We start from the raw sequence: 13,584 nt of genomic DNA, 5'->3' as shown, positions 1-13,584 counted from the left end.
CCTCCGGCCGGGCGGCGCACCCCCGATGCGAAGGCACTCATGACGACCATCGTCTTTCTCGGCGCGGGCAGTGTGGTGTTCACCCGCCAGCTGCTCACCGACATCCTCGGCTTCCCCGAGCTCACCGGCGCCCACCTCGTCCTGCACGACATCGACCCGGAGCGGCTGGCTACCGCCGGATCCGTGGCCACCCGGATCGCCGAGGCGCACGGCGCGCGCCCGAAGATCACCGCGACCCTCGACCGGCGGGCCGCCCTCGACGGCGCCGACTTCGTCATCAACGCGATCCAGGTCGGCGGGTACCCGGCCACGCGTACCGACTTCGACGTGCCGGCCCGCTTCGGCCTGCGCCAGACGATCGGCGACACGATCGGCATCGGCGGCATCTTCCGCGGCCTGCGCACCTTCCCGGTGCTCGCCGCGATCGCCGCCGACATGGCCGAGCTGTGCCCGGACGCGTGGCTGCTCAACTACACCAACCCGATGGCCATGAACGTCACCTACCTGTCCCGGGTGGCGCCGCGGCTCAACGTGCTCGGCCTCTGCCACTCGGTGCACTGGACCGTGCACGGGCTCTGCGAGATCGTCGGCGTGCCGTTCGAGGAGGTCGAGTTCGACAGCGCCGGCGTCAACCACCAGGCGTGGATCCTGAGCTGGCAGCACCGCGGCGCCGACCTCTACCCGGCGCTGGACGCCGCGATCGCCGCCGACGAGCAGCTGCGCCGGCGGGTCCGCGTCGACATGTACCGCCGGCTCGGCTACTACCCGACCGAGACCAGCGAGCACTCCGCCGAGTACGTGCCGTGGTACCTGTACCACGACGAGGAGATCGAACGGCTGCGCATCCCGGTCGGCGAGTATCTGCGGGTCAGCCAGGACAATCTGGCCGAGTACGCGGCGATCCGCGACGGCGCCCCGATCACCGCGGACAGCGACGCCGTCGAGTACGCGCCGCAGATCATCCACAGCATGGTCACCGGCACACCTCGCCGGATCGTCGCCAACGTCCCCAACGTGGGATTGATCGGCAACCTGCCCGCCGGGTTCGCCGTGGAGGTGCCCACCCTCGTCGACGCCGCCGGTGCCCGCCCGCAGCCGATGGGCCACCTGCCGCCGCAGCTCGCCGCGGTCAACCGGCCGTACGTCAGCGTCGGCGAACTCACCGTCGAAGCGGCGCTCACCGGCGACCCGCGGCTGGTCCGGCACGCCGCGATGGCCGACCCGAACACCGCCGCCACGCTGACCGTCGACGCGATCGAGCGGATGTGCGACGCGCTGACCGAGGCGCACGGCGACCTGCTCCCGGAAGGGCTGCGCCGATGACGTTCGACCTGCTGGTGGTCGGGGACGCCAACCCTGACATCGTGCTTTCCGGGGTGCCGGCCGAGCTGCCCTGGGGACAGCGGGAACGGCTCGTCGATGCCGGCGCGATGACGCTCGGCGGCTCGGCGGCGATCACCGCGTGCGGCGCCGCGCGGCTCGGGCTGCGGACGGCGTTCGCCGGCCGGGTCGGCGACGACGTGGCCGGCCGGTTCTGCCTCGACGCGCTGCGCGACCGCGGCGTCGACGTGACCGGCTGCGTCGTGGACCCGGACGTGCCGACGGCGATGACGGTGGTGCTCGGCGGCGGCCAGGACCGGGCGATTCTCACCGCGGCGGGCTGCCTGCCGTTGCTGCAGGTGAGCGACATCGGGCCGGTGCGGGCCCGGCACGTCCACGTGAGCTCGTACTTCCTGCAACCCCGGCTGGCCGCGGGACTGCCGGCCTGGTTCGCGAAGCTGCGGGCGGAGGGGATCACGACGTCGCTCGACACCAACGACGACCCGTCCGGTGAGTGGGCCGGCGGGGTGATGGACGCGATCGCGCAGACCGACATCTTCCTGCCCAATGAGGCGGAGGCGCGCGCGCTCACCCGTACCGATGATGTTCTTGCCGCAGCGAAAGCTCTCGCCGCGGCAGGCGGCCTCGCCGTGGTCAAACGCGGCGCGGACGGCGCCCTGGCCTGGGCGGACGGCGGACCGGTCGCCGTGCCCGGCCGGCCCGCCGACCCGGTCGACACGGTCGGCGCCGGCGACAGCTTCAACGCCGGCTTCCTCGCCGGCCACCTCGGCGGCGCCGGCCTCACCGCCAGCCTGCGACTCGCGGCCGCATGCGGCGCGCTCTCCACGAGAGCCGCCGGCGGCACCGCGGCCCAACCCACCATGATCGAGATCGGTACGGATATGAGCACCCGGTGAACCTCGACAACCTGCGCCTGCGCGACTACACGCCCGTTCCCTCCCTGCGCCGGCCGCTGACCCACGTGCCGCGTGCCGCCGTGCCGGCCGTCGACGTGCACAACCACCTCGGGCGCTGGCTCGGCGGCGGTGACTGGCTGATCCTCGACGTGCCCGCCCTGCTCGACCTGATGGACGAGGTCGGCGTGCGAACCGTGGTCAACCTCGACGGCCGCTGGGACGCCGAGCTGGACGCGAACATCGCCCGCTACGACCACGCGTACCCCGGCCGGTTCGTGACCTTCTGCCACCTGGACTGGTCGCTGCTGCAGCAGCGCCGCGACCCGGCCCCCGCGCTGATCGCCGGCCTGCGCCGCGCTCGTGATGCCGGTGCCCGCGGGATCAAGGTGTGGAAGGACCTCGGCCTGAGCGTCACCGACGGTGACGGCACCCGGGTGCTGCCGGACGATCCCCGCCTGAGCGACGTGTTCGCGGCGGCCGGCGAGCTGGGCCTGCCCGTCCTGATCCACACCGCCGACCCGATCGCCTTCTTCGCCCCGCTCGACGCCCGCAACGAGCGGCTCGAAGAGCTGGCCGCGAACCCGTCGTGGTGGTTCGGCGCACCCGGCCATCCCACCTTCGACCGGCTGATGCAGGCCCTGGAGAACGTGGTCGCCGCGGCGCCGGGCACCACGTTCATCGGTGCCCACGCCGGCTGCGCGGCCGAGGACCTGGACTGGGTCAGCGGCATGCTGGACCGTTACCCGAACTTCCACATCGACCTGGGCGGGCGCCTCGCCGAGCTGGGCCGCCGGCCGCGCGCCACCCGCCGGCTGATCCTGGACCACCCGGACCGGGTGCTGTTCGGCTCGGACGCGTTCCCGGCGACCCGTTCGGCCTACGAGGTCTACTGGCGTTTCCTGGAGACTGAGGACGAGTGCTTCCGGTACGCCCCGGACGAGCCCGTGCCGCCACAGGGCCGCTGGGACATCTCCGCGATCGGCCTGCCCCCGGAGACGCTGGGCCCGGTGTACGCCGGCAACGCCCACCGCCTCCTCGACCTCTGAAAGGCGCCACGATGGACGCACCGCACCGGCGGTTCAACCAGCTCACCGGGGAGTGGCTGCTGGTCTCCCCGCACCGCACCGCGCGACCCTGGCAGGGGCAGGTCGAGGACACCGCGCCGGTGTCGCGGCCCGCCTACGACCCGGAGTGCTACCTGTGCCCGGGCAACAAGCGGGCGGCCGGGGCGACCACGCCGGCCTACGACTCGACGTACGTGTTCGACAACGACTTCGCCGCGCTGCTGCCCACGGCGAGCGGCCCGAGCTCCGGGGGCCTGCTTAGGGCCGAGCCGGAGCGTGGCATCTGCCGGGTGATGTGCTTCGACCCGCGGCACGACCTGACCCTGGCCGGGATGCAGGTATCGGCGATCCGCCGGGTCGTGGACGCCTGGGCTGCGCAGACGACCGAGCTCGGCGACATCCCGTGGGTGCGGCACGTGCAGATCTTCGAGAACCGCGGGGCGATGATGGGCGCCAGCAACCCGCATCCGCACGGGCAGATCTGGGCCACCGAGCACGTGCCCGGCGAACCCGCCAAGGAGATCGCACGGCAGCAGGCGTACGGCGAGTGCCTGCTCTGCGACTACCTGGCGGTGGAGCTGGACGCGGGGGAGCGCGTCGTCTGCGACAACGACGAGTTCGTGGCGCTGGTGCCGTTCTGGGCGGCGTGGCCGTACGAGACCTTGGTTCTGCCGAGGCGGCATCGCGGCGCCCTGCCCGATCTCGACGACGCTGCCCGCGACGGTCTGGCCGACATCCTGCAGCGCCTGACCTCGGGTTACGACCGGATGTTCGGCGTCGAGTTCCCGTACTCGATGGGCTTCCACCAGCGGCCCACCGACGGCGAGCCGTACCCCGAACTGCATCTGCACGCGCACTTCTATCCGCCGCTGCTGCGCTCGGCGACGATCCGCAAGTTCATGGTCGGTTTCGAGCTGCTCGGCCAGGCGCAGCGCGACATCACCCCGGAGAGCGCGGCCGAGCGTTTGCGGGCCTTAAGTCGCCGTTAGGTGGGCCGAAGGCGGGCCGGCGCAGGGTATCGGCATGAACAACGAACCGACCGGACTGCTGCTGGCCCACCGCGCGATGCTGCGCGACCTCGACCGCTGTGCCGAGCTCGCCGCCGGCCTCGCCACCGCCCGCACGCTGCTGCACCGCAAGCGGGCCGCCGCTGTCGCCGACTACTTCACCGACTTCTGCGACAGCATCCACCACCATCACAGCGCCGAGGACGACGTGCTGTGGCCGGTGCTGGAGCGGGCGGCCGGCGCGCACGTCGACCTGACCGAACTCACCGACGACCATGCGGTGCTCGACCCGAAGCTGGCCCGGATCCGGGCCGGCGCGGCCGCGCTGAAGGCCACCTGCGTGGTCTCGCCCGAGCTGGCCACCGACCTGGCCGACCTGCGCGACACCCTGCACGAGCACATCGCCGACGAGGAGCGCACGATCGTTCCGCTGATCAAGCAGTACGTCTCCGACGACGAGTGGAACCGGGTCGAGGCCAGCATCCGCAAGCGGGGCGCGAAGATGAGCTTCGAGGTGCCGCGGATCCTGGCGGTCAGCACCGCGGGCGAGCTGGCCGAAGCCCGCAAGGAAGGCGGCATCCCGGTCGCGCTGATGATCAAGCTGATGCCGCTGCCGTTCCGCCGCCGGGAGGCCCGGGTGTTCGGAGCCGCGCGGTGAGTTCGGCCGCCGACTTCGCGTACGCCGGGTCGCCGGACAGGGCGTGCAGGGCGGCGTCCACCGGCCCGGCGTAGAGGGTGCCCGAGTCGAGCCCGGCGATCCGGCCGGCGAACGGCAGCAGCTCGGCGAAGATCTCCTCGCCGGTTGCCGTGTCGCCGAGCCGGGCCGCGGCGTGCCCGCGCAGCGTGGTGTACCCCAGCCAGTAGTAGTTCCGGTCGATCGGCTGCCGTCGCGCCCAGACCTCCCGGGCCTCAGCGGGGAGGCCCGCGTCGAGCAGGGCCAGCACCAGCGCGTCAGTGACCCGGCCCGGGTAGGCGGCCTCGATGGCGCTCAGCTCCTCCCGCAGGTGGGCGAGGTCGCCGCGGGCCATGGCCGCGCCGACCCGGCCCACGGTGGCCATCTCGGCGCCGTTGAGCGCGCCGTGCTCGGCCAGCCGCCGGCTCACCTCGCTGTAGCGGGCCAGCGCCTCGTCGACCCGCCCGGCCAGCAGCTCCAGCAGGGCCGAGAAGATCCCCACGACCGCGAGCAGGCCGCTGAGCTGGCCGGTCGTCGACCGGGCCACGGCCAGTTCCATCTCGGCGCGGGCACCGGCCAGGTCGGTGTGCGCCGCCGAGTCGAGGAACAGCAGCCAGTGCGCGACGGCCTCGTGGTCGATCTCGCCGGCCGCCACGGCCACGGCCAGGTATTCCTCGGCGACGGCCCGGCGCTCGTCGCGCAGGTCGGGGCCGAGTGCCGCGTACGCCCGGACGTTGAGCGCGGCGCACAGCAGACGGGCGTCGCCGACCGTGCGGGCCAGAGCCAGGGCCTCGGCGCTGACCTCGCGGGCGGCGGCCTCGTCGTAGCCCTCGAATTCGCGGAACAGCGCGACCAGAAGCCGCACCCGGACGTCGTCGGCCGGCTCGCCGGCCAGCTGCCTGCGGATCGCGGCGACCGCTGCGCCGGACGGCTCCCGGCCGTCGCGGGTCGTCCAGATCAGCGGCGCGTCCCAGGCGGTCAGCACGGCGACGTCGTCGTGCCGGGTCAGCGCCTCCAGATAGATGGCCCGGGCCCGGATGACGTCGCCGGCCCGGGCGTGCGCGGTCACCGCTGAGGCCAGAAGGCTCGCGGCGGAACCGGTCGCCCGGCTGCCGGCGAGCGCGTGCAGGCGCAGCGCGTCGCGCCACTGGGCGGCCGCCTCCCGCCACGATCCGGCCTGCTCGTCGGCGTGGGCCGCGGCCACCGGATAGCGGATCGCCTCCTGCGCGGTGGCCGGGCCGGCCGCGGCCGACGCGTGCCGGGCGAGGGTTGCCGCGTCCGCGTGGCCGGTGAGCACGTTCAGCGCCCGGGTGTGCAACCGGGCCCGGCGCAGCAGCGGGGTGTCGTCGTAGAGGGTGTCGCGGACCAGGGCGTGGGTGAACCGGACCTGACCGGGCGCCGGCTCGTCGAGCAGCCCGGCCAGGACCGCGGCCTCCAGCGAGTCGAGCAGGTCGTCGGGGTCGCGGCCGGCCACGCCGGCCAGCACGTCCAGGTCGGCCTCGCGGCCGAGCACCGCGACCTGGCGCAACGTCGTGGCCACCGGATCGGGCAGCCGGGCGACCCGGCGGCGCAGCACCTCGCGTACGCCGGCCGGCACCGCGGAGTCCGCCGCGTCGCTGCCCTCGGCGGCGATCAGCCGGGCCAGCTCCCGCACGAACAGCGGGTTGCCGCCGGTGCGTTCGGCGACCATGGCCAGCAGCTCGGGGCCGGCCTCGTCGAGCCCGTGCCGGCGGGCCAGCGTCGCCACCGCGGCCGGGTCCAGGCCGCGCAACGTGAGATGGGCGGCGGTGGAGCCGAGCAGGGCGGCGATCGTCGCCTCCAGCTCGTCGCCGCGCTCCGCGGTGCGGTAGGTGACCAGCAGGAGCACCGGATGCTCGGCAAGCAGGGCGCTGACCTGCCGTAACAGGTGCAGGGTCAGGTCGTCGGCGCGGTGCACGTCGTCGAGGAGAACCACGGTGCGGCCGGTGCCGAGTGCGGCGGCGATGGTGCGGCCGAGCTCGAACGGGTTCGGCTGGTGGGCGTCGATCGCCGCCGCGCCGAGCGCCTCCGACCAGGCCCAGCCGGGCGGGGCGCCGGACACCTCGGGACAGCGGCCGCGACGGCTCTGCCAGCCGTCCGCGGTCAGCGCGGCCACCGCGGCCTCGGCCAGGGTGGTCTTGCCGGCGCCGGCGTCGCCGCCGACCAGCACGATCCGGGCGCCGTGCCGGGCGACCTCGCCGGCCGCGGCGGTGATGGCGGCCAGCTCGGTCTCGCGGCCCAGGGTGGCGGGCGGTTCGCGGCGCACCCGGACCGGCGCGGGGGTCGCAGCCGGCAGGTCGAGGTCCGGCGCCTGCGCCAGGATGTCGGCCTCCACGGCGCGCAGCACCGGGCCCGGGTCGACGCCCAGCTCGTCGGCGAGGTGCTCGCGGGTGCGGCGCAGCACGGCGAGGGCGTCACCCTGCCGGCCGCAGCGGTACAGGGCCAGGGCCAGCAGGCGTACGGCCCCCTCGCGGCCCGGGTTGTCGTGCAGGTGGCGTTCCAGCTCGGCGACCACGACGGCCGGGCGGCCGAGGGCGAGTTGCGCCTCGGCCCGCAGTTCCATCGCCTGCAGCCGCAGCTCGGCCAGCCGGGCGACCTCGGGGACCGCCCAGGGCTCGTCGGCGAACTCGGCGTACGCCCCGCCCTGCCAGCAGCCGAGCGCCTCGTCGAGCAGCCGGAGTTGCTCCTCGGGGCCGGTCTGCGCCGCGCGGCGCACCAGGTCGTCGAAGTGCCAGGCGTCGACGGCGGCGGGTGGCAGGCGCAGGGCGTACCCGGGGGCGGCGCTGACCAGCACCGACGCCGGGCTGCGGCGCGGGCGGCCGGGTTCCAGCGCGCGGCGCAGGTGGGACACGTGGACCTGGAGCGTGGCGAGCGCCTTGGCCGGCACGTCGGCGCCGCCCCACAGGTCGTCGACGATCCGGTCGGTCGAGACGACGTCGCCGCCGGCGACCGCGAGGCGGGCGAGCACTGCTCGCTGCCGGGGTCCGCCGAGGTCAGCGACGGCCCCCTGGACGCTGGCGCGCAGGGGGCCGAGTACGGAAAGGAACACGATCGAACCTATCAACAGATCTTCAGGAACCCCTCGACCGTCCGGTCACCTTCTGCGTTGCGGCCCTGGATCGAATGGCCCATGCCGGCGATCACGACCAGCCGGCCACGTGGGGTACGGGCCGCCTGCTCGCGGGCCCACTCCACCGGCGTGGACAGGTCCCGGTCTCCGTTGATCAGCAGCACCGGCATGGTCAGCCGGGCGTGCGGCGGCCGCGGGTTGGGCCGCGACACCGGCCAGTGCCGGCAGCCCTGGATGATGCCCTGCTCCACCGCGGTCCGCGGTTCGAACGGCCACACCTCCCCGGCGTCGATCTTGTTCAGGGCGCGGGCGATCGCCACGTCACGTTCGGGCAGCGGCGTGCTCGAGTCACCCCACGGCGCGCTGCGCAGGTCCGCGCAGAGCGTCGCCAGGTGCAGGCCGGCGCTGTACTCGGCCGCCGGCGTCACCGAGCCGTGCCGCAACTCCTCGACGGCGGCGTTCAGCGGGCCGGGATCACCCTGGGCGGCCCGGTGCAGCAGGTCGAGCACCGGGTAGAAGGTGGTGCCGGTCAGCTTCGGGTCGACGATGCTGGCGATCACCAGCAGGTCGAACACGCCGACCCCGTTGTCGTAGCGGCGGACCACGTCGGCGAGTTCCTCGGCCGGGTCGTATCCGCACTGCTGCTCACGGCAGGCGCTGCGCAGCACGAAGCCGGCCCGGTGCAGGCTGTCCAGGTAGAGGGCGTCCGGATCGTTCTGCGGGACGACCGAGTCGAGGACCATCCGGCGGACCCGCTGCGGGTGGGTCAGGCCGTACTGGGCGGCCACGAAACTGCCGTACGAGACGCCGTCGAGGGTCCAGCGCGGCACGCCGAGCGCGCGGCGTAGATCGTCCAGGTCGGCCACGGTGTCCGCGGTCGTGTAGTGGTGGCGGTCGGCGCCGAGCAGGTCCGCGCACTCCCGCACGGCTTGCGGCGACGGCGGCGTGACGTCCGAGGAACCCACCTCCGCCTGCAACCGCGGGCAGTCGATCGCGCCGGCGCCGGTGCCCCGCTGGTCGATCATCACCATCCGGTAGTCGTCGAGCAGGTACGACAGCCGCTGCGAGATCCGCGGCACCAGGGCCGGGCCGGGCTGGCCGGGGCCGCCGGAGAGCACCATCAGCACACCCCGCGGCGCGTCCGCGTTGCCGGCGACCGCGACGCGCAGCCGCAGCGTGCCGGGCCGGTGGCCGCTACGGTCGAGCGGCACGCTCAGGTAGGAGCAGGTGAACGTGGTGATCTCGGGGCACGGCCGGGAGTCGGTCAGAGTGGGGCCGGCCTGGACCGGCACGGTCAGCGAGGCGGTCATCAGCAGGGCGATCAGCGCATGCATGACCCCATGCGACACCGGGCCGGCCGCCGCGGCGTTGGACATTCATGCTCGGTGCGTCAGCAACTCCCGGACCGTGCTCGGCGGCCGGCCGAGATGCCGGCGGACGACGCGGGTCAGGTGCGACTGATCGGCGAAGCCGTAACGGGCGGCCAGGGTTCGCAGGCAGTCGGCGCCGTCCTGCAGGTCGGCCAGGACCGCGCGGATCCGCATCCGGTTGCGATAGTCGGTGAGCGGCTCACCGGTGACCGCCCGGAATAGCCGGCTCAGGTGGTGCGGCGAGCAGTTCACCCGGGCCGCGATCTCGGTCAGGCCGTAGGCGTACCGGCCGTCGGCGAGGACCTCCCGGGCGTCCGCGACCAGCCTGCGGTGTGCCACCGCGGTCACCGGGCGGTGCGGGCCGCCGCCGGCGACGTGCGGTGCGAGCCGGTCCAGGACGGCGTGCAGCCGCTCGGCCACGGCGAGCGCGTCGAAGCCACGCCGGCAGGTGGCGACCAGCAGGCGGTGGTCCAGGTCCGTCGCATCGTCCAAGGGGAACCGGTACGCCGTACGCGGCCACCGCTCGGCCACCTCCGGATCGAGTTCCACCGCGGTGAACGTGTCGCCGCAGCCCAGCGGATGCGCCACCCGCAGCTCGTCGCCGGGCCGGGTCAGAACCGCGGTGCCGCTGTCGACGAAGATCTCCTGCCCGTTCACCTGTAGCAGGTAGGCGCCCGAGCGTGGCAGCACCAGCCGGTGGCGCGACTCGTACCCGGGCCGGCCGAACCGCTTCCCGTCCACCCCGCACCGGGCCTCGAACAGGCGCATGCCGTCCAGGTGCCCGAGACAGCGGCCGGAGCCGGGCTGTCCCGCGTACCGCGCGACGCACTGCCGGCAGGTCCGGGGCATGCGACCCGCCTATCCGCCGTCCTGGCGGCGGACCATCTCGGTGATCCAGATCGGGGCGAACGGCGACGTGCAGCCCGGCGGCGTCGGATAGTCCTTGAGCACCTCCAAGCGCTCGCCGATGCCGAGGGCGCGGGCCCGCAGCTGCGGATGCTCGATGCCGATCTGCGCGAGGCAGTGGTTCATCGCCCACTGCAGCCGGTCCGGCGCGTCCTTCATCCGCGCCTCGATGACGTCGAGCAGACCGGCCAGGTCGAGGCCGTCGGGCTTCTTGGCGACGCGCTCGGTGGTCAGCGCCCAGCCGGCGCTCTCCACCACCGGATCCGGGTCGGCCATCCAGATCACCCGCAGGTCCTCGACGTGCGGGTTCTTCTTCACCACGTAGTTGACCAGCCAGTCCTGCACCTTCGGCGTACTCGCCTCGCGCAGCATGGTGTCCAGCTCGTCCTGCGCGAACAGCTTCGGCCGGCAGATCAGCAGGGCCAGCAGCCGGGCCGCGCTGTCCTTCGTCTGCCACAGCTCGACCGCGAGATCCTGCTGAACCTTCAGCCGCTTCGCGACCGCGCGCAGCTTGGTGAGGTTCACCCCGTGGTCGTCGCCGTGCTTCTCGTTGACCGCGCGAACCTTGGGTTCCTCCAGCGCGGCCAGCTCGGCCATCACCTCGGCCACCGTCGTCTCAGTCACCGCTCCGCCTCCCTGCCGTCGCGAGCAGCCTACGAGAGAGCGACGACTGTGCGGAACTTGCCGCCGGGCGTGCGCTCGGGTGGGCGGGGGTCGCGCTCCACGCGTACATCGCTGAGGTTGTGGGTGTCGAGCAGAGCTCGCAGCGCGCTGCGGAGCTGGTCCCAGGCCCGGTCCGCGCCGTCTTCCAGGAGGAGCCGGACCGTGAGCCGCTGGGGGCCGTCCTGGATGATCTGGAACATCCGCACGCCGGGGGTGCGATCGGCCAGCGTGCCGAGGGCGAGCGCGGGCACGGCCACCTTGCGGCCGTCCGGCCGGCGGAAGGACAGGACCTCGGCGGTACGCCCACGCACGCGAACCGCCGGCAGCGGGTTGCCGCACGGGCACGGGCCGGGGCGCGCCGTGACGCTGTCGCCCAGGTCGTAGCGGATGATCGGCTGGACCCGGTTGGCCAGGTTGGTGAGCAGCACCGTGTGCGACGGCCGGCCGGGCGGAACCGGGCGGAACTGCTCGTCGACCGGCTCCAGGATCGCCCAGTCGGCGTTGACGTGCAGCCAGTCGTGCCGGCAGCCGTGTGCCAGGCCCATGAACTCGGAGCAGCCGTACTGGTCGCGCACCTTTCCGGGGAAGGTCTCGCGGATCAGCGCGCGATCCTGTTCGGTCAGGGTCTCGGCCGACGTGATGACCAGCAGCGGGCGGATGGACAGCCGGCCGGCGCGCTGCTCGCGGGCCAGCAACGCCACCGCGCTCGCGTAGCCGTTGAGGATCGTCGGGCGGAAGCTGCCGACGCCCGCCACCAGGTCGTCGAGGGTGCTGTGGACCGAGATGACGCGGATGCTGCGCTGCCGGATCGGCCGCTCGCGGATGAGGCGGCGGGCCGTGGAGTACCCGGCGAAGTGGCCGCCGGTCGCCCAGACAGCGGCCACCCGGTTGCCGCGCCGCAGCATCGCGAGGTAATCGCTTCCGGACAGCCAGGAGCCGCTGGCCCGGGCCACGGTGAGCGCGGACAGGACCGTGTACATCCGCTGGTCCTGGACGAAGACGCCGCGGACCCCGCTCGTTCCCGACGTGGTCACCACCTGGTAGCGGTCCCGGTAGGGGGCGCCGATCCGGTCGGGGTCGGCGATGAACGCGCGGACCTCCGCCAGCGTGACGTCGCGGTCGGTGGCCCAGTCGTCGTAGCGGGCCATCAGCTCGGTCTTGGTGGTGACCGGCAGCGCGGTCACGTCGTCGACGTGGTCCGGCAGGTCGCGGTAGAGCTGCCGGTAGTAGGGGGAGCCGGCCCGGGCGTGGGCCACCAGGTCGGCGAGGCGGGCGCGCTGCCGCTCGGCGACGAGGGCCGGACCGGTACGGCGGACCCGCCGCAGATCCCAGAGCACCGACATCATGCCGACTACTATAATCATAGTAGTCTCGGTCCCATGGCCCACATCGTTGTCGTCACCCTCGGCACCCGCGGCGACGTCGTGCCGTTCCTCGCCCTCGGCAGCGCTCTGCGCGACGCCGGCCACCGGTTCACGATCGCGACCCACGGCTCGCTGCGCACCCATGTGGAGGGTGCCGGGCTGGGCTTCGCCGCGCTGCCCGTCGAGTTCGGCACCTCCGGGCCGCTGACCTCCACCGAACTCGCGCGGGTCCTCGCCGGCCACTGGCTCGAGGTGGGCCGGGCCGTGGCCGCAGCCAGCAAGGACGCGGATCTGCTGCTGCTCGGCGCGTCCGGCTGGATCGGCTACCACGTGGCGCAGGCCCGCGGCGTGCCCAGCATGGGCGCGTTCCTGCAGCCACTCGAACCGACCAGGGCGTTCCCGCCGGCGCTGCTCACCACCCGCTCACTGGGCGGCTGGGGCAACCTGACCGCGGCCCGGGCGTTCCGGCTGCTCGGCCAGGCCCCGTTCGCCCGGCAGACCGCCGCCCTGCGCCGCGAGCTCGGACTGCCCCCGCGCAGCCCGGCCGCGACCTTCCGGCAGATGGACGCCGAGCGGTGGCCGGTCCTGCACGGGTTCAGCCCGGCCGTGGTGCCGCCGCCCGCGGACTGGCCGGCGTACCGGCCGGTGACCGGCTACTGGTGGCCGCCGCCCGGCGGTGAGCTCTCGCCCCGGCTGCAGCGGTTCCTCGACGACGGCGAGCCGCCGGTGTTCGTCGGCTTCGGCAGCATGACCGGACACCAGCTGAGCGACCTGATCCACCGCACCGGGTGCCGGGCCGTCGTCCAGGGCAGTGCTGGTCCGGACCGTGCCGGTCCGGACCGTGCCGGTGCGGACAGCCGGAACGTGCTGGCCGTCGGCGACGAACCGCACGCGGCTCTGTTCCCGAGGGTGGCGGTGGCCGTGCACCACGCCGGGGCGGGCACCACCGCGGCAGCTCTGCGGGCGGGAGTGCCGGCGGTGTGCGTGCCGTTCACCGCGGACCAGCCGTTCTGGGCGCATCGGGTCGCCGCGCTCGGCGCCGGCCCGCCGCCCCTGCGCCGGCGGGGACTCACCTGGCAGCGGCTCGCCGGCGCGATCGAGGCCGCGCGCGGATGTCGCCCGGGTGCTGCCGCGATCGCCGCGAAGCTGGCCGCCGAAGACGGTGTCGGGCGGGCGGTTGCCGAGATCACCCGGCGCCTGCCGGTAGCCTGA

General features: G+C 73.9%; 11 protein-coding genes. 6 read left to right on the top strand and 5 right to left on the bottom strand.

Annotated features, from left to right (window positions below; all coding sequences use genetic code 11):
- The first annotated feature begins 39 nt into the window (after positions 1-39).
- Genes OHA21_RS20725 through OHA21_RS20705 form a run of 5 tightly spaced genes read left to right on the top strand, consistent with a single transcriptional unit; the run spans position 40 to position 4,966 of the window.
- Positions 40-1,323, top strand: a complete 1,284-nt coding sequence (locus tag OHA21_RS20725; RefSeq protein ID WP_328475978.1) for an alpha-glucosidase/alpha-galactosidase — start codon at positions 40-42, stop codon at positions 1,321-1,323.
- On the top strand, positions 1,320-2,237 hold the full coding sequence (locus OHA21_RS20720; protein WP_328475976.1) for a carbohydrate kinase family protein: 918 nt from the start codon (positions 1,320-1,322) through the stop codon (positions 2,235-2,237). Before OHA21_RS20725 ends, OHA21_RS20720 begins: the two co-directional genes overlap by 4 nt.
- Positions 2,234-3,283, top strand: coding sequence for an amidohydrolase family protein (locus OHA21_RS20715; protein ID WP_328475974.1), 1,050 nt, complete (start codon positions 2,234-2,236; stop codon positions 3,281-3,283). The genes OHA21_RS20720 and OHA21_RS20715 overlap by 4 nt, the downstream gene beginning before the upstream one ends.
- An 11-nt stretch (positions 3,284-3,294) precedes the next feature.
- A complete protein-coding gene (locus OHA21_RS20710) occupies positions 3,295-4,290 on the top strand; it encodes a UDP-glucose--hexose-1-phosphate uridylyltransferase (protein ID WP_328475972.1) in 996 nt (331 codons plus the stop codon).
- A 34-nt stretch (positions 4,291-4,324) separates the two neighbouring features.
- Complete coding sequence (locus tag OHA21_RS20705; RefSeq protein WP_328475970.1) at positions 4,325-4,966, top strand: hemerythrin domain-containing protein; 642 nt, start codon at positions 4,325-4,327, stop codon at positions 4,964-4,966.
- Here the strand turns inward: OHA21_RS20705 and OHA21_RS20700 are convergent.
- Genes OHA21_RS20700 through OHA21_RS20680 form a run of 5 tightly spaced genes read right to left on the bottom strand, consistent with a single transcriptional unit; the run spans position 4,905 to position 12,354 of the window.
- On the bottom strand, positions 4,905-8,048 hold the full coding sequence (locus OHA21_RS20700; RefSeq protein WP_328475968.1) for a BTAD domain-containing putative transcriptional regulator: 3,144 nt from the start codon (positions 8,046-8,048) through the stop codon (positions 4,905-4,907). The genes OHA21_RS20705 and OHA21_RS20700 overlap by 62 nt on opposite strands.
- Positions 8,049-8,059: 11 nt before the next feature.
- On the bottom strand, positions 8,060-9,445 hold the full coding sequence (locus OHA21_RS20695; protein WP_328475966.1) for an alpha/beta hydrolase: 1,386 nt from the start codon (positions 9,443-9,445) through the stop codon (positions 8,060-8,062).
- Positions 9,446-10,288, bottom strand: a complete 843-nt coding sequence (locus OHA21_RS20690) for a helix-turn-helix transcriptional regulator (RefSeq protein WP_328475964.1) — start codon at positions 10,286-10,288, stop codon at positions 9,446-9,448. It lies immediately after the preceding gene.
- A gap of 9 nt (positions 10,289-10,297) precedes the next feature.
- Complete coding sequence (locus tag OHA21_RS20685; protein ID WP_328475962.1) at positions 10,298-10,969, bottom strand: DNA alkylation repair protein; 672 nt, start codon at positions 10,967-10,969, stop codon at positions 10,298-10,300.
- A 29-nt stretch (positions 10,970-10,998) separates the two neighbouring features.
- Positions 10,999-12,354 (bottom strand): phenylacetate--CoA ligase family protein, encoded by a 1,356-nt coding sequence (locus OHA21_RS20680; protein ID WP_328475960.1) that lies wholly within the window; start codon positions 12,352-12,354, stop codon positions 10,999-11,001.
- A 33-nt stretch (positions 12,355-12,387) separates the two neighbouring features.
- Between OHA21_RS20680 and OHA21_RS20675 the strand changes: the two genes are divergently transcribed.
- Positions 12,388-13,584 carry a glycosyltransferase gene (locus OHA21_RS20675; protein WP_328475958.1) on the top strand — a complete coding sequence of 399 codons (1,197 nt, stop codon included), beginning with the start codon at positions 12,388-12,390 and terminating at the stop codon, positions 13,582-13,584.

The sequence above is a fragment of the Actinoplanes sp. NBC_00393 genome (assembly GCF_036053395.1).
Classification (GTDB): Bacteria; Actinomycetota; Actinomycetes; order Mycobacteriales; family Micromonosporaceae; genus Actinoplanes.
The sequence above is the reverse complement of the archived record's forward strand: the minus strand, read 5'-3'. Positions and strand labels throughout refer to the sequence as shown.